This window comes from Hymenobacter psoromatis, from assembly GCA_001596155.1.
Taxonomy (GTDB): domain Bacteria; phylum Bacteroidota; class Bacteroidia; order Cytophagales; family Hymenobacteraceae; genus Hymenobacter.
The window spans coordinates 2,255,061-2,277,918 of record CP014771.1 but is presented as its reverse complement, the minus strand read 5'-3'; the positions used below and the strand labels follow the sequence as shown (position 1 = coordinate 2,277,918).

16 protein-coding genes and 2 pseudogenes are annotated in these 22,858 nt (G+C 63.1%); 8 read left to right on the top strand and 10 right to left on the bottom strand.

Features of this window, described 5'->3' with window-relative positions; all coding sequences use genetic code 11:
* Positions 1-3 precede the first annotated feature (3 nt).
* The gene (locus tag A0257_09680) at positions 4-891 is read right to left on the bottom strand and encodes a multidrug ABC transporter ATP-binding protein (protein ID AMR27336.1); all 888 of its coding nucleotides are present in this window, start codon (positions 889-891) and stop codon (positions 4-6) included.
* Positions 892-1,141: 250 nt separating this feature from the next.
* Between A0257_09680 and A0257_09675 the strand changes: the two genes are divergently transcribed.
* Positions 1,142-2,749 (top strand): hypothetical protein, encoded by a 1,608-nt coding sequence (locus A0257_09675; GenBank protein ID AMR27335.1) that lies wholly within the window; start codon positions 1,142-1,144, stop codon positions 2,747-2,749.
* 53 nt (positions 2,750-2,802) lie between these two features.
* On the top strand, positions 2,803-3,411 hold the full coding sequence (locus A0257_09670; GenBank protein ID AMR29704.1) for a ribonuclease HII: 609 nt from the start codon (positions 2,803-2,805) through the stop codon (positions 3,409-3,411).
* 138 nt (positions 3,412-3,549) lie between these two features.
* Here the strand turns inward: A0257_09670 and A0257_09665 are convergent, their stop codons facing one another.
* The 3 genes and pseudogenes from A0257_09665 to A0257_09655 all read right to left on the bottom strand — a co-directional run bounded on the left by A0257_09665 (position 3,550) and on the right by A0257_09655 (position 6,032).
* On the bottom strand, positions 3,550-4,002 hold the full coding sequence (locus tag A0257_09665; protein AMR27334.1) for a two-component response regulator: 453 nt from the start codon (positions 4,000-4,002) through the stop codon (positions 3,550-3,552).
* 156 nt (positions 4,003-4,158) lie between these two features.
* Positions 4,159-5,643, bottom strand: a pseudogene (locus A0257_09660) (hypothetical protein).
* Between the two features lie 17 nt (positions 5,644-5,660).
* On the bottom strand, positions 5,661-6,032 hold the full coding sequence (locus A0257_09655; protein ID AMR27333.1) for a hypothetical protein: 372 nt from the start codon (positions 6,030-6,032) through the stop codon (positions 5,661-5,663).
* A 102-nt stretch (positions 6,033-6,134) separates the two neighbouring features.
* Here A0257_09655 and A0257_09650 point away from each other — a divergent pair, with 102 nt between their 5' ends.
* From A0257_09650 to A0257_09630, 5 genes are all read left to right on the top strand, one after another.
* Positions 6,135-7,247, top strand: a complete 1,113-nt coding sequence (locus tag A0257_09650; protein ID AMR27332.1) for a glycine cleavage system protein T — start codon at positions 6,135-6,137, stop codon at positions 7,245-7,247.
* A 110-nt stretch (positions 7,248-7,357) separates the two neighbouring features.
* The gene (locus tag A0257_09645) at positions 7,358-8,113 is read left to right on the top strand and encodes a 2-phosphosulfolactate phosphatase (protein AMR27331.1); all 756 of its coding nucleotides are present in this window, start codon (positions 7,358-7,360) and stop codon (positions 8,111-8,113) included.
* Between the two features lie 913 nt (positions 8,114-9,026).
* The gene (locus A0257_09640) at positions 9,027-9,962 is read left to right on the top strand and encodes a hypothetical protein (protein AMR27330.1); all 936 of its coding nucleotides are present in this window, start codon (positions 9,027-9,029) and stop codon (positions 9,960-9,962) included.
* Positions 9,963-10,300: 338 nt separating this feature from the next.
* A complete protein-coding gene (locus tag A0257_09635; GenBank protein AMR27329.1) occupies positions 10,301-15,172 on the top strand; it encodes a hypothetical protein in 4,872 nt (1,623 codons plus the stop codon).
* Between the two features lie 227 nt (positions 15,173-15,399).
* Entirely contained in the window at positions 15,400-16,374 is a 975-nt protein-coding gene (locus A0257_09630) for a hypothetical protein (GenBank protein ID AMR27328.1), read from the top strand.
* Positions 16,375-16,791: 417 nt separating this feature from the next.
* Here the strand turns inward: A0257_09630 and A0257_09625 are convergent, their stop codons facing one another.
* The 6 genes and pseudogenes from A0257_09625 to A0257_09600 form a co-directional block, all read right to left on the bottom strand.
* Entirely contained in the window at positions 16,792-17,211 is a 420-nt protein-coding gene (locus tag A0257_09625; GenBank protein AMR27327.1) for a hypothetical protein, read from the bottom strand.
* Positions 17,212-17,687: 476 nt separating this feature from the next.
* Positions 17,688-17,958, bottom strand: a pseudogene (locus tag A0257_09620) (toxin YoeB).
* Positions 17,955-18,179, bottom strand: a complete 225-nt coding sequence (locus A0257_09615) for a hypothetical protein (protein AMR27326.1) — start codon at positions 18,177-18,179, stop codon at positions 17,955-17,957. Before A0257_09615 ends, A0257_09620 begins: the two are co-directional and overlap by 4 nt.
* Before the next feature lie 190 nt (positions 18,180-18,369).
* Complete coding sequence (locus A0257_09610) at positions 18,370-19,713, bottom strand: sulfurtransferase (protein AMR29703.1); 1,344 nt, start codon at positions 19,711-19,713, stop codon at positions 18,370-18,372.
* A 213-nt stretch (positions 19,714-19,926) separates the two neighbouring features.
* Positions 19,927-20,358 carry a hypothetical protein gene (locus A0257_09605; protein AMR27325.1) on the bottom strand — a complete coding sequence of 144 codons (432 nt, stop codon included), beginning with the start codon at positions 20,356-20,358 and terminating at the stop codon, positions 19,927-19,929.
* Between the two features lie 201 nt (positions 20,359-20,559).
* On the bottom strand, positions 20,560-20,949 hold the full coding sequence (locus tag A0257_09600; protein ID AMR27324.1) for a hypothetical protein: 390 nt from the start codon (positions 20,947-20,949) through the stop codon (positions 20,560-20,562).
* A 234-nt stretch (positions 20,950-21,183) separates the two neighbouring features.
* On the opposite strand from A0257_09600, the gene A0257_09595 reads away from it, so the two are divergent.
* Positions 21,184-22,764: an amino acid permease gene (locus A0257_09595; protein ID AMR27323.1), complete on the top strand. Its 1,581-nt coding sequence runs from the start codon at positions 21,184-21,186 to the stop codon at positions 22,762-22,764.
* Positions 22,765-22,858: the final 94 nt, after the last annotated feature.

The following is a 22,858-nucleotide window of genomic DNA, read 5'->3' as shown; positions in this document are numbered from 1 at the left end:
TTCTCAATGGCTGTTCGCCATCGCTCCGTTGTTAATTTCCGAAAAATACACGTCCTCCAAATCCGGGTTTACCGCCTCAAAGCCCGCGTCCGGCGCTGAATCGGCCAGTACGTGGACTACCGTTTTGCCCGCGAACAGGCGCGAGCTGATAACGCGCTCGCTGGCTTGCAAGGCGGGCAGCTCGGCCTTCTCAATCAGCTTTTTCCAGACCCGGCCGCGCAGCGCCTCCATCACCCGCAGCGGGTCGCCGGTGAGCAATACTTCGCCCTGATTGATGATGGCCATTTGGCGGCACAGGTCACTTACATCGCTGACAATGTGAGTACTAAGAATAACGATGATGTTCTCCCCAATCTCGCTCAGCAGGTTGTGGAAGCGGTTGCGCTCGGCCGGGTCGAGGCCGGCCGTCGGCTCGTCCACAATGATGAGGCGCGGGTTGCCCAGCAGCGCCTGCGCAATGCCAAAGCGCTGCTTCATGCCACCCGAATAGCCGCCCACGTGCTTCTTGCGCACGTCGTAGAGGTTGGTCTGGTGCAGCAGCGCCGCCACCGTTTCCTTCCGCTCTTTGCTGCTGGCAATGCCCTTGAGGGTCGCGAAATGGTCGAGCAGTTCCTCGGCGCTCACCTTGGGGTACACCCCAAACTCCTGGGGCAGGTAGCCCAGCACCCGGCGCACGGCCTCCTTGTCGCGCAGCACGTCCATATCGTCGAGCTGAATGCTGCCCGTGTCGGCATCCTGCAAGGTGGCAATGGTGCGCATCAGCGAGCTTTTGCCCGCGCCGTTCGGCCCGAGCAGGCCAAACATGCCGGTCGGAATCGTGAGGTTGACGCCCCGCAGCGCGCGCGTGCCGTTGGGGTAGGTTTTGGAGAGGTTGGTAATCGTGAGCGACATAGCCGGGGGTAGGGAAGAAAAGAAAGTAAGGGGTTGATAAGCAGCGAAAGAAACGGGCAATGCACCCATTCCGGGGCAAGCTAGCACGTAAATCGTGGCTGGCGCGCGGGCATTACCAGCGGCTCCCGGAAGTAGCGCGGCCAGCGGCCATCGACCTCTGCGCCGGGCTGTTGCGAAAGCCGAAACAAATGGCTATCTTCGTAAAGGCCCGGCCAACTATTCGCGTTGGCATCGTGTTGCGGAGTTTGCTATGAAATACTTCTTCGCTCTTCTGGTAAGCTGGCTACCGCTGCTGGTATTGGCGCAGCGCCCTACCCCCCCGCCGCCGCCCGATGCCCCCGTGCAGGTGGCCCGCGCCGAGCTGTTGCTCGACCCGGCCAACGACGATGTGCAGGTGCAGGCCCTGCCCGCCGATACGGCCGTGGTGCTCTTTATCCGGCACCAGCCGCCGGGCACGCGCAAGCCGCGCTATATATTTCAGCACTACGGGGCCAACCTGCATCTGCGCAATGAAGTAAGCGTAGAAATCGGCCCCGAGTTTGAGATGAAGCGCGTGTGTGCCGAGCCGGGCATTGTGTATGCCCTGCTGCTGGCCCCCGAAACGCCGGGCCGCCTGCTGGCCGTGGCCTACGACGTGCGCGGCGGCCAGGTGCGCCTCCAGCAGTTCGATACCAAGCTGTGCCGCGACGTGGTGGGCCTGAAGGCGATGGATGGCCGCCTGCTGGTGAACGTGACCCTTTCGGACCAGCAGCACCAGACCGTGCTGCTGCTTGACGTGGCCACCGGGCAGTTTCAGTTCCTGCCGGCCCTCTACGAGCCGCTGAATACCGAGCTGACCAGCGTGGCCGACCGCCCGGCCGGCCGGGCCGAGTTTGTGCTCAGCCAAAGCAATGGCCGCAAGCAGCGCCTGCTGCTCAAGCGCCTCTCGGCGACCCACGGCGAGCTGCTGAATTCTGAATTGGTGCAAACCGAGAGCGAGCGCAGCCTGCTCACGGCCCAGCTCAGCTCGCCCGAAGACACCACTACCCGCCTGCTGGCCGGCACCTACGGCCTGCGCGATTTGCGCTACGCCCAGGGCCTCTTTGCCACCGACCTCACCACGCGCACCAACAACACGGCCAGCGCCAAGCCGGCCCTGCGCTTCTATGATTTCAAGCGCTTCCGGCACTTTTTCGATTACATGGGCCCCGACCGCCAGGCCCGCGTGCACGACCGCGCCGCCCGCCGCGAGGCCCGCGCCGCCAGCCCCCAGCGCTGGCACTACCACCTGCTGCTGCACGAGCTGCTGCGCCAGCCCGACGGCGGCTACACGCTGGTGGCCGAGGTTTACACGCCCCAGTATAGCTACTCCAGCTACGGCAGCCCCATGATGCTGATGAGCCCCTACCCCCTCACCGGGCGCTATAGTGGCCTGGGCAACGGCTATGGCAACAGCTACGGCGGCTCCAACCGCACCTTCGTGGGCTTCCATACCACGCACGTGCTGGTGTGTAGTTTCGATAAGCGGGGTAATTTACTCTGGGACAATAACTTCGTGGTGGGCCCCGGCGTGGTGCGCACCGAGCTGGAAGAGGCCGTGCAGCCGCTGCAGCTGGCCGATGGCCGCCTCATGCTGGCCTACCTGCTCGACAATGAGCTGCACTACAAGCGCATCAGCCAAAGCGACTCCAGCCCCAACGATACCAAGGTGGAGCTGTTCACTTCCGCAGCTGATAAGCCCGACAAAGTGCTCGACGTGCGCCAGCCCGACCTGCTGCCCTGGGCCAACGGCCAGTACATAGCCAGCGGCTTCCAGCGCCTGCGGCCCAGCCACGGCGACGAGCGCCAGGTGTTCTTCCTGCAAGTGCTGAAGTTCTGAGGCAGGTAGGCCGACCTTTGCGGATGCCGGCCACTGCGGCGGGCCCGCTCCCCATGCTGCTACCTTTTGCTGAAAACCCGGTGGCGGGCCTGCTCGCTACCCACACCGGCCACCCCCACGAGGCCGGCCTCGACGAAGCCGGGCGCGGCTGCCTGGCCGGGCCGGTTTTTGCCGCCGCCCTCATCCTACCCCCCGATTTCGACCCGCCGTTCCTCAACGATTCCAAGCAGCTCACGGCCCGCCGCCGCGAGGCCCTGCGCGCCACCATTTGCGCCGAGGCCATTGCCTGGGCCGTGGGCGAGGCCAGCGTGGCTGAGATTGAGGAGATTAACATTGCGCAGGCCAGCTACCTGGCCATGCACCGGGCTGTGGCCGCGCTGGCCGTGCCCGCCGCCCACCTGCTGGTCGATGGCAACCGCTTCCGGCCCTACCCCGGCCTGGCGCACACCTGCGCCGTGGGCGGCGACGGCCGGTTTCGGCACATCGCGGCAGCCTCCATCCTGGCCAAAACCTTCCGCGATGAGCGCATGCGCACGCTGGCCGCCGAGTTTCCGGCCTACGGCTGGGCGCAGAACGCGGGTTATCCCACGGCCGCCCACCGCGCCGCGCTGCGCGCGCACGGCCCTACCCCCCACCACCGCATGAGCTTCCGGCTGCTGTGAATGGGTAATAAAAGAACGTCATTCCGAGCCTGCCGAGGAATCTCGCTCGCATCGCTGACCGACACCCGAACGGCGCGAGCGAGATTCCTCGGCAAGCTCGGAATGACGTTCTTTTATTACCCATTACCCATTACCCATCTACCGTTTCAGCTTCAGCAAATCCAGAAACAGGCTGAAGCCATCGACGGTGCCGCCGCCTTCGCCGCCAAACGAGTCGAAGGTGAGGGGCTTGATGATGTAGCCGCTCACGCCCAGGCTGCTGGCGCCCGAGCGGTCCACGTCGAGGTCGGAGGTGGTCATAATGAACACGTTGAGGTCACTGAATTCGGGGTCTTCGCGCAGGATTTTGAGCAGCTCCAGGCCGTTGAGGCGAGGCATGTTCAGGTCGAGCATCACCAGGCTGGGGCGGGGTATCTTGGTTTCGCCGTTTTCGCCGCGCAGCATATTCAGGGCTTCGCGGCCGTTGCGGGCGTGGGTCAGCGGCACATTGATATTCTGCTTTCGAAGCTCCCGCTGCACGTTCATAACGTCCATCTGGTCGTCTTCAACGAGGAGAATAGTGGGCGTAGCAGGCGAGGAAAAGGGGGACATAGAGTAGGAGTAAAGGCAGGTCAGCACCGAAATAGGCTGGGCTATGCTAACGCAGAGGCAGTTGGAAAGGATACGGCACGCTTACCTGACCGCCGCAGCGAGCTGGGCTGCCGGCACGGCCTGGGCCGCCGCCGTGGCGGCCTTCGCCACCGGCTTCTTAGGCCAAGTAAAAAAGAACGTAGCGCCTTGCCCCTCAGTCGATTCGACCCAGATGCGGCCGCCCTGGCGCTCCACTATCTTCTTCACGATGGCCAGCCCTACCCCCGTGCTTTCGAGCGCATCGCGCTCCACGAGGGTTTGAAAAATGATGAAGATTCGCTCATGATACTCCGGCGCGATGCCGGGGCCATCATCCTGCACCGAGAAGCGGTAGAAGTTATCGTCCAGGTCTTCGCAGCCAATGCGAAGGATGCCCGTGCCGGGATGGTCGTGGTACTTTATGGCGTTGGAAATCAGGTTGCTGAATACCTGCTCAAGCTGGGTGCGGTTGGTGGGCAGGGTAGGAAGGAAGAACGGCAGCTCCAGCTGCATGCCGTCGGGCAGGCCGATGGTGTCGGCAATTTCGCGCAGCAGCTGGCGCACGAATACGGCCTCGTCGGCTTCGACCACCCGGCCCACGCGGGCCAGGGCCAGAATGCCGGTAATCAGGTTTTCCATGCGGTGCACGCGCTGCCGCATCAGGGCCAGAAACTCGCGGATGTGGGGCGGCAGCGAGTCCTTGCCCATGTCTTCCTCAATCCAGCGCGAGGCGCTCTCGATGCCCCGCAGGGGTGCCTTCAGGTCGTGCGATACTACGTAGGCAAACTGGTCTAGCTCCTGGTTGCGGCCTTCCAATTGGCTGATATTCTGGTCGATGGTGCGCGCCATCGTGTTGAGCGTAGTGGTTAACTCACTCACCTCGTCGTTCTCGTGGTCCACGAGCTGCGACTTGTAGTCGCCCTCGGCCAGGCGGCGGGCCAGCAAGACCATGCCGCGCAGGCGCCGGGCCAGCAGCCGCACGATATACACGGCCCACAGTAGTCCAAATATGAGCGCCAGGCCCGTTATCAACCCCGAAAGCTTCTGGGCGCGCGAGATGCTGTCGGCCAGGCGCTGGCGCTGCAGCTGGCGGTTGCTATCCTCCGTCACGTCGAAGTTGCCCATCTGAAAGCGAATGGCATCCATTATTTGTTTACCCGCCATGCCCGAGGCCAGCTGGGCGTGGGGCATGCCATTCAGGCCATCCAGCTTGGGGTCGCGCTGGTGAGCGGCGCGCTTCTCGCTCACCAGTAGCTGCGTGTAGGCCGACCATTGCTGAAACAGGTGCTGCGTGGTGTCGAGGCGCTGGCGCTGCGCCGGCTCATTGGCCAGCTCTTCACGCAGGGTCGAGAAGCGGCGCAGCAGGTCGCGCTCACCCACGTAATACGGCTCCAGCATTTGCTCATTGCCCAGCAGCAGGTAGCCCCGGAAGCCGGTTTCCATGTCAATAATGCTCCGCAGCAGCGTGGTGCCGTCGGCCGAAGTGCGCTGCGAGGTTTCTACCCCCTGCGAGTTGCGCAGCACCTGGTCGGCCAGGCGATAATTCACAATTACTACCGCCGCAAATAAGCCCAGCAGCAGTAAAAAGCCGGCAAAGATTTTAGTAGTAAGGTTTACTTTCATAACGGCCGGCTGCGCTCTCAGCCCTGCGCAGTACGCAGCTTGGCTTCTATAGTTTGAAACAGCACCACCATGTGGTCGGCTATGGCCTGCACTTCGCTAAAGCCCGCCTGGGCCTCTTCGCGGTGGCCGGCCAGGTGCAGGTCCATGAGCCGACTGGCCTGCTGATGAATAAGGCGGTGCTGCCGGTCGAGCTCGCCCATCTCGGGCAGGTGGTGGTAGGTACCCTGGCGGCGCTCGGTTATCCAGTGCCCCAGGCTGCACTGGTCGGGGTCGCGCAGGGGGCCTTCCTCGTTGCCGTTGCCATGCAGGAAGGACCGAAGCCGGGCTTTAAAGGAAAAATGCTTGACGAGGGCGGACTCAAAGTCCTGCTTGATGGCTTCGGGGGTCATGGCGTAAAGGTAGGCGGCCGGCCGGGCGCGTTGCGCGGGCGCGAAGTAGCTTTGCCCCGGCCCGCCTCAGCCGGCCCATATCCTGCCTACCCCCTCTTTTTCATGGAAGCCACCCCGCTCAAAACCGTTGCCCTGCACGCCACCCACCAGCAGCTGGGGGCCAAAATCGTCCCGTTTGCCGGCTACGCCATGCCCGTGCGCTACTCTTCCGACCTCGAAGAGCACCACACCGTGCGGCGGGGGGTAGGGATATTCGACGTGTCGCACATGGGCGAATTTCGGCTGCGCGGCCCGCGCGCCCTCGACCTCATCCAGCGCACCACCAGCAACGACGCCAGCAAGCTCGCGCCCGGCAAGGCGCAGTACTCGTGCCTGCCCAACGCCAACGGCGGCATCGTGGACGACCTGCTCGTGTACATGCTGGCCGAGGAGGATTACTTCCTGGTAGTCAATGCTTCCAACATCGACAAGGATTGGAATTGGCTGCAACAGCACAACACCGAGGGGGTAGCGATGGAAAACCTCTCCGACCAGCTCAGCCTCTTCGCCGTGCAGGGGCCGAAGGCCGCCGCCGCCCTGCGCGCGCTCACCAGCGTGGACCTGGCGGCCATTCCGTATTATAGCTTTGTGCAGGGCACTTTTGCCGATGCGCCGGGCGTCATTATTTCGGCCACGGGCTACACCGGGGCGGGCGGCTTCGAGCTGTACGTGCCCAACGAGCACGCCGCCGCCGTGTGGGACAAGGTGATGGAAGCCGGCAAGCCCTTCGGTATCAAGCCCATCGGGCTGGGCGCGCGCGACACGCTGCGCCTCGAAATGGGCTACTGCCTCTACGGCAACGACATCACCGACACCACTTCACCCCTCGAAGCCGGCCTGGGCTGGATTACCAAGTTCACCAAAGACTTCACCAACAGCGAGGCGCTAAAAGCCCAGAAAGCGGCCGGCGTCCCGCGCAAGCTGGTGGGCTTCGTCATGGACGGCCCCGGCGGCTTGCCCCGCAGCCACTACCCCCTCGTGGACGCGCAAGGCGCGCCCATCGGCGAAGTCACCAGCGGCGGACAGTCGCCGAGCCTCAGCCGAGGCATTGGCCTGGGCTACGTGCAAGCGGAGTTTGCCGCGCCCGGCACGCCCATTTTCGTGCAGGTGCGCGGCAAGAATCTGCCCGCCACCGTAAGCAAGCTGCCGCTGGTTCCGGGCACGGAGGAGGGGTAGGGAATTCTTTTTTGAGTAGAGAACGTCATGCTGAGCTTGCCGAAGCATCTCGCTCGCATCGTTGGCTAAGCCCTCCAATGATGCGAGCGAGATGCTTCGGCAAGCTCAGCATGACGTTCTTTCGCAACTATTTAAAAACAAACAACTTGAAACTCGATATCTGCTACTCGCCCGAGCTGCTGCCGCTCTACGACCTGCGCGGCCAAGTGGCCGTCATCGTGGACGTGTTGCGCGCCACCAGCACCATTGCCACGGCCCTGGCGTCGGGCATGACCGCAGTGTACCCCGCGAGCACCCTGGAAGAGTGCGCCGCCCTGGGCCGCGCGCACGGCTGCATCACGGCCGCCGAGCGCGACGGCGTGCCCGCCGAGGGCTTCGACCTGGGCAACTCGCCCTTCGAACTGCTGCACGAGGATTTTCCGGTGCGGGGCCGCGCCCTGGCCATCAGCACCACCAACGGCACCAAGGCCCTGCGCCAGTCGCTGGCCGCCGAGGCCGTGGTGTGCGGCGCGTTCCTGAACCTGGCCGCCGTGGCCGATTTTTGCCTGGCCCGGCAGCGCGATATCCTGGTAGTGGCCGCCGGCTGGAAGGGCCAGTTTTGCCTCGAAGACACGCTGTTGGGCGGCGCGCTGGCCGAGCGCCTGCTGCCCCACGGCCTCGACATCACGCAGTCGGATGCCGCGCTGGCCGCCTACCAACTCTGGCAAAACGCCCGCGCCGACCTGCCCGGCTACCTGCTGCAATCGGCCGCCGTGCGCCGCCTACGCGCCCTGGAGGCCAACGACGACTTCGTGTTCTGCACCAAAATCGACATCTACCCCGACGTGCTACCCCTCTGGGACGGCGGCAAGCTGGTGCGGGGGTAGGGAAAATGGTTGCGTTTCTTAAACGACTGCTTAAGAGATGAAATAAGACCTGATTCTTTCAACTAGTCATCCTCTTAGAGCAGTTCTCAAACTGGTGTACTATTTCACCCGCTATTAACGGGTATTTTATTAAGCAAATATGTTCACATGAAACTCATAACTGGCTAATAAATTGGTCTTTATGAGACCACTGCTTATCCTGTTTCTCGGGTTAGTCACCTTCCCAGGGCGAGCCCAAAAGTTCTCACCTCCCAAGCCACTAGCCACGCATGCAGATAGCGTGGCCACGCTGCGTCAGGTATTTCGACATACTCGCCGCCTCACCCGAGGGATGACTTTGTCGTCGGGGCTAGTGATAGGATTCGGGCTAGATGAGCTGGCCAGTCCGGGGATTTCTACTGCTCGGCAAGTGCTCAGCTTGTCCGTGATGGGTATTTATACCGCGCATGCGGTACAAGGTATAGTGAATTGGAAACGCTACAGCAAACGTCGGGAAGATGCTGCGGTCCAACGGTTTGAGCAGCACCAACCGCAGCCACTTTACTTGCAGCGGCGCTTGCTATTCGCTTTCAGGCAGTAGCAGATTAATGGGGAAAATACCATTGACTTGGTAGAAATAGAAGAGTAAAAGCGGCCCCTTTTTAAGGAAATAGCTGCGGCCGGCGTCGGCGCAGTGTATCAGCGCGCGTTTAGCGGTATTGGGGCAGTTGCGCGCGTCCATAAGGGTCGTTTGCTCAGGGGCCGGCCGCCATTGCGGCGGGGTTGGCAGCGAGCAGGGGGGTAGGGAAATTAACGCGGGCCATTAGCCTATTTTTGAGGTTATTCAGACAGTTGTCAGCTCGGAAGGAAGGGCGGGTAGCTTTCGGCGATTTCCAGCGCTTTTCTTTGGCTTCGACCAGCTTCCCTGCTCCCCATGAAACTATTCCGCGCCGTCCGTCCGCTATTTTATGTGTTGGCTTGGCTGGCCCTGCCGGCTAGCTCCTACGGCCAGGCGCTGCCCCACCGGGTGGGCAAAATCCACACGCCGCAGGTGGACCTGGGCTACGAACTATTTGGCAGCAACGCGACCGCGCTGCCGCTGCTGGTCGTCAATGGCGGGCCGGGGCTGTCGCACGCCTACCTGCTGCCAGCCGACGTGTGGCAGCAGCTGGCCCGCCAGCGCCGGGTTATTTTCTATGACCAGCGGGGCACCGGGGCCTCCCAGCCGGTGCAGGCGGGCGCGCCCCAAACCCTGGCCGCCCAGGTGGCCGACCTCGAAGCCCTTCGCCAGGGCCTGGGGCTCGCTAAAATTATTCTGCTGGGCGACTCCTACGGCGGCCTGCTGGCCATCGCCTACGCCAGCGCCCACCCCGAACACATTGCCAAGCTGGTGCTCTCGGATGCGGCCAGCAGCAACCTGCGCACGATTGTGCATCTGTTCGACGATGTTTTTCCCGATGCGCCGGACCGGGACAAGCAGGCGGCTCAGGCCGGAGCTTCGCCGCAGGCGGCCGCCGAGGCATCGCTGCGCGACCACTTCAACCTGCTCTTCTACTCGCTGGCCCAGCGCGACCGCTACTTCCAGAAGCTCGGGCCCGCCAGCACGCTGGGCCTGGAGCCGGCCGTGTCGGCCGCCGTATCGGCCGATGCGGCGACCCAGGATTTTACGCCCCAGCTGGCGGGCTTCACGTTTCCGACCCTGGTGCTGACCGGCCGCTACGATATGAACGTGGCACCCCTCACCGCCTGGCGCCTGAAGCAGGCCATTCCGGGCGCGCAAATCGTGTTTTTTGAAAAGAGCGGCCACTTCCCCTGGTTTGAAGAGCCCGACACCTACCGCACTGTGCTGGAGCAGTTTATGGCAAAGTAGCGCGGGCTGCTTTCAGCCGCATTGGGCGGCTGAAAGCAGGGACGCCGGTTTGCGCACTGGTCGTCGGGCGGGCGGGCGGTGGCCACAACTACGGCGAGGTTAGCGACGGGCGGGGGGTAGGGGCTGGGCCAAGCCAAAATTGGCGGTGAGTAGTACCCTTTAGCACTATTCGGGCACGGCTTTGTACAAACCTGGCTGGCCGTGCGTAGCTTTACTGAAAGTGGCCGGAAGTGCTTTTTTTAGCGCTGGCTGGCTATCAGGCTCTCCTTTAGGGGCGGCGGGTGGCACTTTTTTTCTGGAGTACTCGCTTACCTGCTTGCCCACTTACCTGCTCCACTATGCCCGCAGAGCTACCGCATCCTGCCCTGTCTGATATTTATAGTTCTTGCCCGCCGGCTGCTACCCCCGGCCGGCCAGCCGGCCAGCGCCGCCCGCCGCCAGCGGGGCGTCCGCGGCCAGCGGGCGGCTGGCTGCTGGCGCTGCTGCTCCTGCTGCTGAGCGGCGCGGCCACCACCGCCCGCGCCCAGGGCACGCCGCCCCCCGAGTGCGCGGCCGATACGAAATTCGCCAATACCTGGTACTTCGGCTTCAAGGCGGGGCTCGATTTCAACCAGGCCACCGACTCCATCCCGCCGACGGTGCTTACCAATGGGGCGATGGATGCCCCCGCCGGCTCGGGGGTGATGTCGGATGCCAACGGCAAAATCCTCTTCTACAGCAACGGCGAAACCGTGTGGAACGGCGACGGCACCGTGATGACCAACGGCACGGGGCTGGCGGGCAGCCGCTTCAGCACCGACGGCCCCCTACCCATCAGGATGCCGGGCGTGGTTATGCCGGGCCAGCCGACGCGCTACCTGCTCTTCACCCTGGACAGCACCGCGGGCCTGAACTACTCGGAAATAGACATTCCGGGGGGTGGCGGGCCGGGCACCGTCATCGCGGCTACCAAAAACACGCCCCTGGCCCGCGGCACGGCGGAGAAGCTAACGGGCGTTTTTCACAAAAACGGCTGCGACATCTGGGTTATCGCGCACGGCTGGGGCGCTGCCAAAGCCGGCAACGACAACCGCGGCGATGCCTTTCTGGCCTACCGCGTGCGGCTGACGACCGGCGTGGATACTACCCCCATTATCTCGGCCGTCGGCAGCCTGCACGCGCCGAGCGTGTCGCCCGTGGGCTACAAAGGCCAGATGAGGGTAACGCCCGACGGCCAGCGGCTGGCCCTGGCCCGCTACAGCGAAGCGCTGGGCGACAGCAGCAGCACCGTCGAGCTGTTTGCGTTTGATACCGGCACGGGTATAGTGAGCGCTAATCCTAAGATTCCTTATATTGTTGATAAAGGCAAGGGGAAATACTACGGGGTTGGGTTTTCGCCCGGCAGCTACCTCTACGCCACGGTGATGAACCCGCCCAGGCTGCTGCAATTCGACATCAGTGGCAACGGCCCGGCGGTTACTGAGCAGGATATTCCGCTCAAGCAAAAGACCCCCGCCGACCTGGGCTCCCTGCAGGCCGCTCCCGATGGCAAGATTTACGTGGCCCGCAACAACCAGCCCGCGCTGGGCTTCATCGCCCACCCCGACTCGCTGGGACCCAAGGCCCGCTACGTCGATGACAGCCTGAAACTGGGCGGCCGCCTGAGCAGCTTGGGCCTGGTCAACTTCAACCAAAGCTCGTTGCTGCAATTCGGCTTCGGGGCGCAATCCACGGCTTGCCTGGAAATCACGTTTACGAGCCCGCCCATCGATTTTGACTCGCCGACCTACTCCTGGGATTTTGGCGATGGCAGTCCTAAATCGACGCTAGCCAATCCGGTCCACACCTTCCCCAGCGCGAAGAGCTACGTGGTAACGCTCCTCATCTCGACCAACTGCTTTTGCCGGCAGATTCAGAGCCAGGTGCCGGTGCCGGGCGCGCCCACGCCGGGCAGCATCGCGGCGGCCCAAACGGTGTGCGCCGGCTCCGCGCCGGCCCCGCTGACCAGCGCGGCCCCGGCCGGAGCCGGCACCGGACAGTTCAGCTACCAGTGGCAGTCGTCGCCGGATAATGCTACCTGGACCGATATTCCGGGAGCAAATGCTCCAGCCTACGCGCCGGCCGTGCTGACCGTCACGACCTACTTCCGGCGGCTGGTTACCTCGGGCTTTTGCGCGCCGCGCACGCCCACGGCCTCCATCGCCATCACCGTGCTGCCGGCCCTGGTGGCCGGCAGCATCGCCGCCGACCAGACGGTGTGTGCCGGCAGCGCCCCCGCGCCGCTCACGAGCCTGGCCCCGGCCACGGGCGGCACCGGCACGTTTGCCTATCAGTGGGAGGCGTCGCTGGATAATATTGCCTGGGTGACTATCAACGGAGCCACGGCCGAAACCTTTGCGCCCGGCCCGCTGGCCACCACCACGTATTTTCGCCGGCAGGTGCTCTCCGGCACCTGCACCACCGCCCCGACCAACGTCGTCACCATCACCGTGACGCCCGCCCTGGTGGCCGGCACCATCGCGGCCGACCAGGCCCTCTGCGCCGGTGCCACGCCTACCCCCCTCACCAGCGCCGCTGATGCCGGCGGCGGCACGGGCACCATCACGTACCAGTGGCAGTCTTCGGTAGATAATACTACCTGGACGGCCATTGGCGGGGCCACCGGGCCGACGTATGCGCCGGGTGCCCTGAATGCTACCACGTACTTCCGCCGCCAGGCCAGTGCGGGCAGCGCTTGTGCGCCGGTCTTGTCCAATGTGGTCACTATTACCATAACCCCGGCCCTGGCGGCCGGCACCATCGGCACCGCCCAAACGCTGTGCCCCGGCGCTACCCCCGCCATCCTCAACAGCCTGGCAGGGGTTAGCGGCGGCACCGGCACGTTTGCTTATCAATGGGAGTCGTCGCCGGATAATGTTACCTGGACTATCATCGCCGGCGCGACGGCCGAGACCTATGCGCCCGGCCCGCTCACGGTTACCACCTACTTCCGGCGCCAGGTAACGTCGGGGCCGTGCGGCCCCGTGTATGCGGCCCCCATAGCCATCACCGTATTGCCAACGCTCACGGCCGGCACCATTGCCGCCGACCAAACGGTGTGCGCCGGCGACACACCTACCCCCCTCACCAGCACGGGTGACGCTGGCGGCGGCACCGGCACGTTTGCCTATCAGTGGGAGGCTTCGCCGGATAATTCGAACTGGAATGCCATCGCGGGCGCTACGGCCTCCACTTACGCGCCCGGCCCGGTTACAGCCACGACGTATTATCGGCGGCGGGTGATGTCAGGGAATTGTGGGCCGGCGTATTCGCCCGTCGTGACCATTACCGTGCTGCCGGCGCTGCTGGCCGGCACCATTGGCAGCGACCAGGCGCTCTGCGTCGGCACTGCTTCCGCGCCGCTCACGAGCAGCGCCCCGGCCAGCGGCGGCGCGGGCACGTTTGCCTATCAGTGGGAATCGTCGCCGGATAATGTCACCTGGGCGGCCATTGGCGGCGCGACGGCCGAAACCTACGCGCCCGGCACCCTAAGCGCCACGACCTATTTCCGCCGCCGGGTGAACGCGGGCACCTGCGCCCCGGCCGTGTCCAATGTCGTTACTATTACCATAACTCCGGCCCTGGCGGCGGGCAGCATCGGCACCGCCCAGGCGGTGTGCCCCGGCGCTACCCCCGCCGCCCTCACCAGCCTGGCCAGTGCTGGCGGCGGCACCGGCACGTTTGCTTATCAGTGGGAATCGTCGCCGGATAATGCCACCTGGACCGCCATTGGCGGCGCGACGGCCGAAACCTACGCGCCCGGCCCGCTCACGGCCACTACTTACTTCCGGCGGCAGGTAACGTCGGGGCCGTGCGGCCCCGTGTATTCGGCCTCCGTGGCCATCACCGTATTGCCGGCGCTCACGGCCGGCACCATTGCCGCCGACCAAACCATTTGCGCCGGCAACACGCCTACCCCCCTCACCAGCACCGGGGATGCCGGCGGCGGCATCGGCACGTTTGCTTATCAGTGGGAATCTTCGGCGGATAATTCTACCTGGAATGCCATCGCGGGCGCTACCGCCTCGACTTATGCGCCCGGCCCGCTCACGGCTACTACTTACTTCCGCCGCCGCGTCACGTCGGGCACCGGCACTTGCTCCACGGGCATTTCCAACGTGGTTACGATTACCGTGCAGCCCTTGGTGACGCCCACCGTGACCCTGGCGGCCCCGCCCGTGCAGTGCGCCGGCACGGCCCTCACCTTCGCGGCCGTGGTCACGAACGCGGGGGCCGCGCCCACCTTCCAGTGGTTTGTCAACGGCGCGGCCGTGGCCAGCGGGCCTACGTTCACCAGCAGCACGCTGGCCACCGGCGACCAGGTGCGGGTGCAGGTAACGCCCACGGTGGGGCTGTGCGCCACGGGCGGGGCCACGGCCACCGTCACGGTCACGCGCACGCCCACGCCGCAGCCCACGCTGGCCATTGCCGTGCAGCCTGATGCGCCGGTGTGCCTGGGCTCGCCGCTCACGTTCAGCATCGCCAGCGTGACCAACGCCGGCCCTACCCCCGCCTACCAGTGGCAAGTGAACGGCAACGACGTGGCCGGGGCCACCACGCCGGTTTTCACCAGCACTACGCTGCGCGCGGGCCAGACCGTGACGCTGCGCCTGAGCACCGCCGACGCCTGCGGCCAGGCCGTGACGCTCGTGTCCAACGGCGTGGTGGTGCGCATTCTGCCGCCGGTGGTGGTGAATGCCGGCCCCGATAAGGATATTCTGGCCGGCTCGTCGGTGCTGCTGGAAGGCACCGCCGATGGCACCTACCCCGTGATGTGGACGCCGGCGCTGGGCCTCACCTTTCCAGGCAACAACCCGCTGCAACCCCTGGCCGCGCCCCTGGTCACGACCACCTACACGCTTTCGGCGGGGGTAGGGGGCTGCGCCTCTTCCAGCCAGGTGACGGTGACCGTGCACCCGGCCATCCGTATTCCCAACGTCTTCACGCCCAACGGCGACGGCCGCGACGACACCTGGCAGATTGAGTTTATCGACCAATATCCCGACAACACCGTGACCGTGTTCAACCGCTGGGGTAGCAAGATTTTCTCGACCGAAAACTACAGCCGCGCCAACGAGTGGCGCGGCGACATCAACGGCCAGCCCGCCCCGGTGGGCACTTATTATTACGTCGTCGTCACAAAAGGCCCGTTGGGTAGGTCCTACGCCGGGTCGATTACCATTCTGTATTAAGTTGTTAATTGAAGCTATTCAGGAAGCAAGCGAAGTCTCTAGAACGTCATTCCGAGCTTGCCGAGGAATCTCGCCCGCAGTCGTCCGGGTGTCGTTCGGCGACGCGGGCGAGATTCCTCGGCGAGCTCGGAATGACGTTCTAGAGATTTTCAGAATAGCGTCGGCATTAATTCAGCTGCTTACTTATCAAGCAATTTCTTGAAATAAATTTCCAGGTACTTACGGTTATGAAAAAAACTCTATCTCTGCTGTTTACCCTGCTGCTGCTGGCCGCCGTGCCGGCCCTGGCCCAGCAGCAGGCGCAGTACAGCCAGTACATGAACAACAATTATATCCTGAACCCCGGCGCGACCGGCGTGGAGGATTATATTGACCTCAAGGCCAGCTACCGCACCCAGTGGGTGGGCCTGGAGGGCGCGCCCCGCACCTTTTATCTCAGCGGCAGCTCGTCGCTGGCCCCGTGGCGCGGCACCAACGGCAAGCACCCGCTGCGCGACCGCCAGCGGCCGTTTCATGCCATCGGCGGCCTGATATATAACGACGTGACCGGCCCCACGAGCCGCACCAGCCTCTACGGCTCCTACGCCTACAACCTGCGGCTGACGCGCGACATCCGCGCGGCCCTGGGCGTGTCGATGGGCATGCAGCAGTTTGCCGTCGATGGGCAATTGCTGCACTTCTACGACCCGACCACCGTGGCGGCCAGCGCCGCCTCGCGGGTCATTGATGGCTCGGCCGGCCTGTGGGTCTATAGCCCCAATTTCTACGTGGGGGTAGCCGGCGCGCAGCTTTTTGGCAATAAGCTCAACTTTTCCTACGGCCCCAACCAGCTCGATGCGGGCGCGCCTGGCAACTCGCTGCAGCGGCACTATTTCCTCACGGGTGGGGTGCGGCTGCCGCTCTCCGAAGACTGGTCGGTGGTGCCCTCGGCGCTGGTCAAGATTGTGAGCCCCGGCCCGCTCTCGGTGGACCTCAACGCCAAGCTCAAGTACAAGGACCTGCTGTGGTTCGGCGCGTCGTGGCGCGCCTTCGACTCGGTGATTGGCATGGTGGGCCTCAGCTACGAGCAGTACACGATAGGCTATTCCTACGATTCCGGCACCTCGCAGCTGGCCGGATACAACGGCGGCAGCCACGAAATCCTGATTGGCCTGCGGCTGAAGAAGAAAAACCAGGAGGTGTGTATCAATAAGTTCTGGTAGGGCTGGCCTTCGGACGCGCTTCCTGCTCCATTTGCTCTAGGCCCGTAGCAGTTTAGTCGCGTTTTCCCTTGTCATGTGAGTATGATGTTGGGTTGTCAGAAAACCCCGCATCGAAACCCCGGCCGCGCCAACGGTCGGGGTTTCCTCTTTTCAGAGGCTACCGTCTAGCTATTGCAAAAGGGTTTAAATCTTGCTTAAATCACCCTAACATGGCAGCAAAGTATTTATCAACTCAATAACTTGAGCTTAATACTAGTTAATTAGTAGTTCCTGATGAGGGATATCAATCGTCAGCTGTTCGCCTAACCAGTCTAATGGGATAATGCCGTCGTAAATTAGGCCATTGACCAACTGGATGGGAGCTTTCGTTAGCTGGAGGCTAGGAATTGCTTGTGGTGTAAGCTTGTCTAGGGTCGCTCAATAGATGATATTACGGTTATTCGGGGAGAACTCGCTGGCTCGTACGATGCGATTAGCGGGTGCCAGTGCAGCGGTGTCAATCCCGAGTTGCGAGGCAAAGGCCGAATTAATGCGGTATACACCCTTGCCAGCACCACTATCAAGCGGAAACAAGAGGGTCAGCTTATCATTGACGCGAAAGTAGGCGGATATATCAAGTGTTTGGCCGTGGGCACTGCCCACTTGCAGGGGGATAGCGTTGCCTGATTTGCGGCGCTTGGCCAAGGAGGTAGGCGTTTCCAAGACGAGTTGCTTGTTGCGCAAATCAAGGGTAAAGGGTTGGCGTTGGAAGGCCGTTAGAGTAAGTAGGCCATCTAGGCCCCCTAGTTCCCCCTCATAAACGGTTAGGGTGGTGCTGTTGGCAACAAAGGTTCCCACTGTAATGGACTTGGCTGTATATAGTTCCAGGTTTAATCGGTCGCCAATGGCCCGGAAGGCAGTCAAACGCCCATCCTGTTTCTACAACCCCTTCACGCGTTGTGCGAATTTCTGGGTGAGTAGATTTATTCCGCCACCGGTATCGAAGATAAATCGTCCTTCTACGCCATTAACGGTTGCCTTTACGACGATATGTCCGCTGGGCAATACCTCCAGGGGAATACGTTGCTACGCTTGCAGCGAAACGGAAAATGAAAGGCTAAGAAGCAGTACAAGACAGCAAATGGGTTTCTGAATCATATAGTACTTATTACAGATTAAGCAGCAAATGCCTTGCTGTGGTCAATGATTAAGGGCGCAAAATAATATGAAGGAACTAAATTGACTGTAATCTGAAAATAATCAAAAACTAGCTAGTAGAATAACAAGGGCAAAAACTGGCGCGATTAGGAAGCGCCCTGCCAATGCCGCTTTTGCTACTTTGCGGCGTAATGGAAGCGGCATTGCAAAACATGCACTAAGCCGGTTTCAAAGCGGTAAATCAGCCGGTGCTCCCCGCTGATGCGGCGCGACCAATAGCCGGCGAAGTCATGTTTAAGGGGTTCGGGGTTCGGGCTTGCCCGTGCCCGTGGTGGGCGTGCGCAGGCACTCCTTGAGCAGCCCCCGAATCTTGCGGGCCATCGCCTTGTCGGTGTCGAGCCAGTACTGAAAATCCTCCCAGGCGGCGCTGTCCCAGCTCAACGTCACAGCGTGGCCGGCAGCTCGTGGGTTTCCCGCTGGCCCCGGCGGTCGCGGTCCAGGGCGTCGTAGAGCCGGGCGGCGTTGGTGGGCGAGGACAGTAGGTGAGCGGTTTCGTCCGAAGGGGCGGCTTTGGCGGCCTGAACCCGCAGCTTAACAAAGGGTAAGCTGCGCAACAATTCCAGCAAGAAGTCAGCGCGGTTGTCAGGGATTTCGAGCGTGATTTTCATATAAGTAAAGGTACGAGTTAGGTATTGCTAAGCCCTAATTAACTGCTGTTACGCACTCCCTTGTTCGAGATGGCAACGGGGAGTAGCGCGAACTTTGTAGTTCGCGTCCCCGCGCCGTTGCAATGGCTTTAACGGCGCGGGGACGCGAACTACAAAGTTCGCGCTACTCCCCGCTACGTAACAGCAGTAATTAAGACGACTCCCCCAAAAACTTCCCCACCGCCTCGCCCAAATCATACACCGCTACTCCTGGCAAGCCAGCTGCAATGATGCTGGCCCCGGCCGCCGAGCGGTAGCCGCCGGCGCAGTGCACCAGCACGGGCCGGTCGGTCGGGATTTCGCCCACGCGCTCGCGTAGCTCGGGCAGCGGAATAAGCAAGGCGTTGTCGAATAAGGGTTTAGCTGCTTCGGTGCGGTTGCGCACGTCCACGATGGTGAACTGCTCGGGGTGGGCGCGCACGGCTGCCGCGTCCACCTCGGGGCTGGTGGCGGGCAGGGGGGTAGGGGAGAGCAACGCACTCTTGATGGTGGCCTCGTAGCCGATTTTGGCGGCTTTGCGAATCACGGCGTCGAGCTGAATCCGGGTGTCGGCCAGCAGGTAGAACGGCTCGGCGGGGCCGACTATTGAGCCCAGCCAGGTTTCGAACTTGCCGCCGTCCTGCAGGTTGAGGGCGCCCGGCAGGTGGCCGGCGCGGAACTGCGCGGCCGGCCGAGTGTCGATGAGCAGCACGCCCGGCTCGGGCGCGGCCTGGTTGCCCAGGCGCGGCACGGCCCGCACGCTGTCCTCAAAGTTGGGCGCGCCCTGCTTGTTGAGCTGCACGTCGTGCCCAAAATATTTGGGCACGAACGGCTGGTCTTCGAGCAGCACCTCGATAAACTCGGGCTCCGACATAGGCTGGAGCGCGTAGTTGGTAGCCAGCTCTTTGGCGATGGTGCTGTCGAGGTCGGGGCTGGTGGTTTTGCCGCACAGCGAGCCGGGGCCGTGGGCCGGGTACACGCGCGTGGCGGGGGGTAGGGCCATCAGCTTTTGGCGCAGGCTGGCGTAGAGCTGGGCGGCCAGGGCCTCGCGGGTGTGGCCGCCGCCGGCGGCGTCCTCGCGCAGGTCGGGCCGGCCCACGTCGCCCACAAACAGCGTGTCGCCCGTGAACACGGCGCGGGTCTGGGCCAGCTCATCCATCAGTAATACGCTGATGCTATCGGGCGAGTGGCCGGGGGTGTTGAGGGCGTGCAGCTCCACGGTGCCCAGCTTGAGGCGGTCGCCGTCGTCGAAGTTTTTGTGGGGGTAGCGCGCGCCGGTGAGCTTGCTGCAATAGATAGTGGCGTTGGTTTCGCGGGCTATTTCGAGGTGGCTGCTCACGAAGTCGGCGTGGGGGTGCGTCTCAATCACGGCCACAATCTCGGCGTCGTGCTCGTCGGCAAAATCGTAGTAGGGCTGCGGGTCGCGGCCGGGGTCAATCACGGCCATCTGGCGGCCGGCGCGCACGGCGTACGAGGCGTGCGCCAGGCCCTTATCATAAAATTGCTGAATCTGCACCGCGGGGGTGCTACTACTGGGGAGCGGCATGGGGGAGGTTGGCGGCGCGAGGCTAAATGCCTGATTATCGGGCTGCCGGGGTAGGTGATAAGGTCAAATATAACGAGCCGGCCCAACATAGCCCGGCCCGGCACCCCGCGCCCCGGCGCGCCGGGCACCAAAAAACCCCGGCCGTGGGGCCGGGGTTTGGGAGGGGGGTAGGGGCACGGCGGGCTAGCTTTTAACTGGCCGCTTGCTGCCGTGCTCACCCTTGTGCTCCTGGCGCATGGCTTGCAGCTTGCCATACTGGTCGGCGCTGAGCACGCCGTGCAGCTGGGCCTGGTACTTGGTGCGGCCGGCCTGCATGGCCTGGTGGCGGGCCTGCCGCTGCGCTTGGGCGGGGTATTGCGCCTTCAGCGCCTGGCCTTCCTGGGCCTGAGCCAGCACTATTTGATGCACCTTAGACTGCTGGGTAGCGGTCAGGCTCAGCTTTTTGGTGAGCATGGCGGTGCGGTGGTCCGCGCGCTGCTCGGGGGTTTTATGCTGGTGAGCATGTTTGCCGCGGTGCGTCTGGGCCGTTTGGGCAGGGGTAGGGGCGGGGATGGTCTGGGCAAAGCTGGCGGTGGCAAAGGCCATAGCGGCCAGCAGAAGCAGGGACTTTTTCATAATACAACAACTGATTTTTGAGCAGAAAAAAGGAGAGAAAAGCAGGAGGCGCGGCCGCGTTGGCTCCGAGGTGCCAGGGGAAATACAAGGAGCACGCCAAAGCCCGCGCCGGGCACGAAAAAGCCCTCTTCCATCGCCGGAGAGGGCTTTTCTGCCGATGAAGGCGGTAGGTTGAGGTGAATGCGCAGGGCGCTTATGCAGCTAATTGGTATGCACCGTGGTGTGCAATTGCCCGATGCGGGCGGCCTTGAGCTGCTGGTAGCGCACGTACTGCGCGGGCGTGAGCACCCCGCGAATCAGCTCGTCCGATTTGGCCCGGTCGAAGGTCATGGCGGTTTGCAGGGCGGCGGGGTCGTCGTGGTGGGTGGCGCGGTCGGCGTCCATGTGCTGGCGGGTCAGTAGCAGCACCTGGCGCAGGCGGGCGTGCTGGTCGGGCGAGAGGCTCAGCTCCTGGGCCAGGCGCTGGGCCTGGGTGGTGGCCTGTTGCACGGCGTTGCGGTCGGCGGGGGGGGTAGGGCCTGCGCTGGTTTGGGCGTGGGCACTGGCGGCGGCCAGGCCGAGCAGGATGAAGAACAGGGAGGTTTTTTTCATAAACAATCGCTGATAATGAATAAACTAAAAAGGCAGCCCCAGCGGGCCTATGGCCCGGCTAACGGGGGGTAGGCACTGCCCGGCGCGCCCGTGCGCAAAGCCCTTGCCAAACCCGGAAGTGCGCCAGTCGCAAAGTTTCGCGTATTTTCGGCCCGGCTGGTCGTTTCCCAGGCTTATCGCAACGCGAAAAAACGGTTACTATTTCCCCCCACTCGTTCTTTTACCTCTTTTTGCATGGCTAGTATTTTTGCCAAAAAACCGCTCGCCCAACTTCTGGGCGAAGCTAACTCAACCGGACACGGCACCCTGCAACGCACGCTGGGCGCGGGCAACCTCCTGGCACTGGGCGTGGGGGCCATCATCGGGGCGGGCCTGTTCGTGCGGACCGCCGCCGCCGCCGCGCAGGCGTCGGGGCCGGGCGTGACGGCGGCCTTCGTGCTGGCGGCCTTCGGCTGCGTGTTCGCGGGCCTCTGCTACGCCGAGTTCGCGGCCATGATTCCCATCGCCGGCTCGGCCTACACCTACGCCTACACCACGATGGGCGAGTTCGTGGCCTGGATTATCGGCTGGGCGCTCATCATGGAATACGCCCTGGGCGCGGCCACCGTGTCCATCGCCTGGAGCGAATATCTGAATAAGCTGCTGGAGACTTTTGGTACGGATATACCGTATAGTCTGTGCCACTCACCTTTCGAGCACGCCGTCATCAATGGCGTGTCGGAGCACGGGGTTATCAACCTGCCGGCGCTGCTCATCATCGTGGCCCTGAGCTTGTTGCTGGTAAAAGGCACCCAAGAGTCGGCCATGTTCAACGCCATTATCGTGGTGCTGAAGGTGCTTATCGTTATCGTGTTCATCGGGGTGGGCTGGCAGTTCATCAACCCCGCCAACCACACGCCCTACCTCATTCCGGCCGACGCGGTGGTGAAAAACGCCGCCGGCGAAGTCGTTCGCACTTACGAGGGCTGGAACAAGCACGGCTGGGGCGGCGTGCTGGGCGGCGCGGGCATCGTGTTTTTTGCCTTTATTGGTTTTGATGCCGTGAGCACGGCCGCGCAGGAAGCCCGCAACCCCAAGCGCGACATGCCCATCGGCATCCTGGGCTCGCTGGCCATCTGCACGGTGCTCTACATCCTGTTTGGGTACGTGCTGACGGGCGTGGCCAACTGGCGCGAATTTGCTGACCCGGCCATTGGCGGCGAGGCTTCGGTGAGCTATGCCATTAAGGCGCACATGACCGGCTACGGCTGGCTGGCCACGGCCGTCACGGTCGGTATCCTGCTGGGTTTCACGTCCGTTATGCTCGTGATGCTCATGGGTCAGAGCCGCGTTTTCTTCTCGATGGCCAAAGACGGGCTGATGCCCAAAGCCTTCTCCGACATCCACCCGCGCTTCAACACGCCCTACAAGTCGAACCTGATTTTGATGGTATTCGTGGGCTTGTTCGCGGCCTTAGTGCCTGGCAATCTGGCCGGCGACCTCACCTCATTCGGCACCCTGCTGGCTTTCGTGCTGGTGAGCCTGGGCGTGTGGATTATGCGCAAGTCGGACCCTGAGCAGCACCGCCCGTTCCGTTCGCCGCTCTCTACCCCGTCGTTTCCGCTGGTGCCTTTTATGGGGGCGGGCGTGTGTACGCTGCTCATCATCGGCCTCGACTCGTTCACGCTGAAAGTAGCCTTTGGCTGGATGCTGGTGGGCTTCGTGGTGTATTTCCTCTACGGCAAGCGCAACTCGATGCTGCAAAAAGGCATCGTGGTGGTGCCCGAAGAAATGGAGAAGGAAGCCTTCATCAAGCCCGACCCGCACAACCGCTAGGCCCGGCCCTACCCCCCGGTTTTTACCTGACTTCACCAAGAAGCCCCACCAGCTGCTGCCGGCGGGGCTTCTTGTTTGGCAGAAAAATGGCGGC